We start from the raw sequence: 338 nt of genomic DNA, 5'->3' as shown, positions 1-338 counted from the left end.
TGAGATGATGGTCGCCAATCCAAATTTACCAGCATTGGTGAAGACCATCGATATGCCCAAAGGCTATGTCGATGCAATGCACCAACATACGTGGCATCAAGTGATCTTCCCGATCAAGGGCTTGCTACAAACTAAAACTGATCACTACCAGCATCTTGTGCCCCATACTTCTGCTTTGTTTGTGCCTGCAGGGATTCAACATGAATCTATCGCATTGAGCCATACAACATTTGTCGGCATCTACCTTAATCCTACATTTGGAAATGAATATAAGCCTCAAGTACGAACCATTACCCTCACGCCGTTTTTAAATGAACTCTTGCAGGAAATTCGCAGAC

The 338-nt window shown here is 43.8% G+C and carries 1 protein-coding gene; it reads left to right on the top strand.

Annotation, left to right across the window (positions count from 1 at the left end; all coding sequences use genetic code 11):
* The coding region (locus AB4512_RS25340; protein WP_408063702.1) for an AraC family ligand binding domain-containing protein at nucleotides 1-338 on the top strand (338 nt) is incomplete at both ends.

Source organism: Vibrio sp. 10N.222.52.B7, from assembly GCF_041474275.1.
Taxonomy (GTDB): domain Bacteria; phylum Pseudomonadota; class Gammaproteobacteria; order Enterobacterales; family Vibrionaceae; genus Vibrio; species Vibrio crassostreae_C.
The sequence above is the reverse complement of the archived record's forward strand: the minus strand, read 5'-3'. Positions and strand labels throughout refer to the sequence as shown.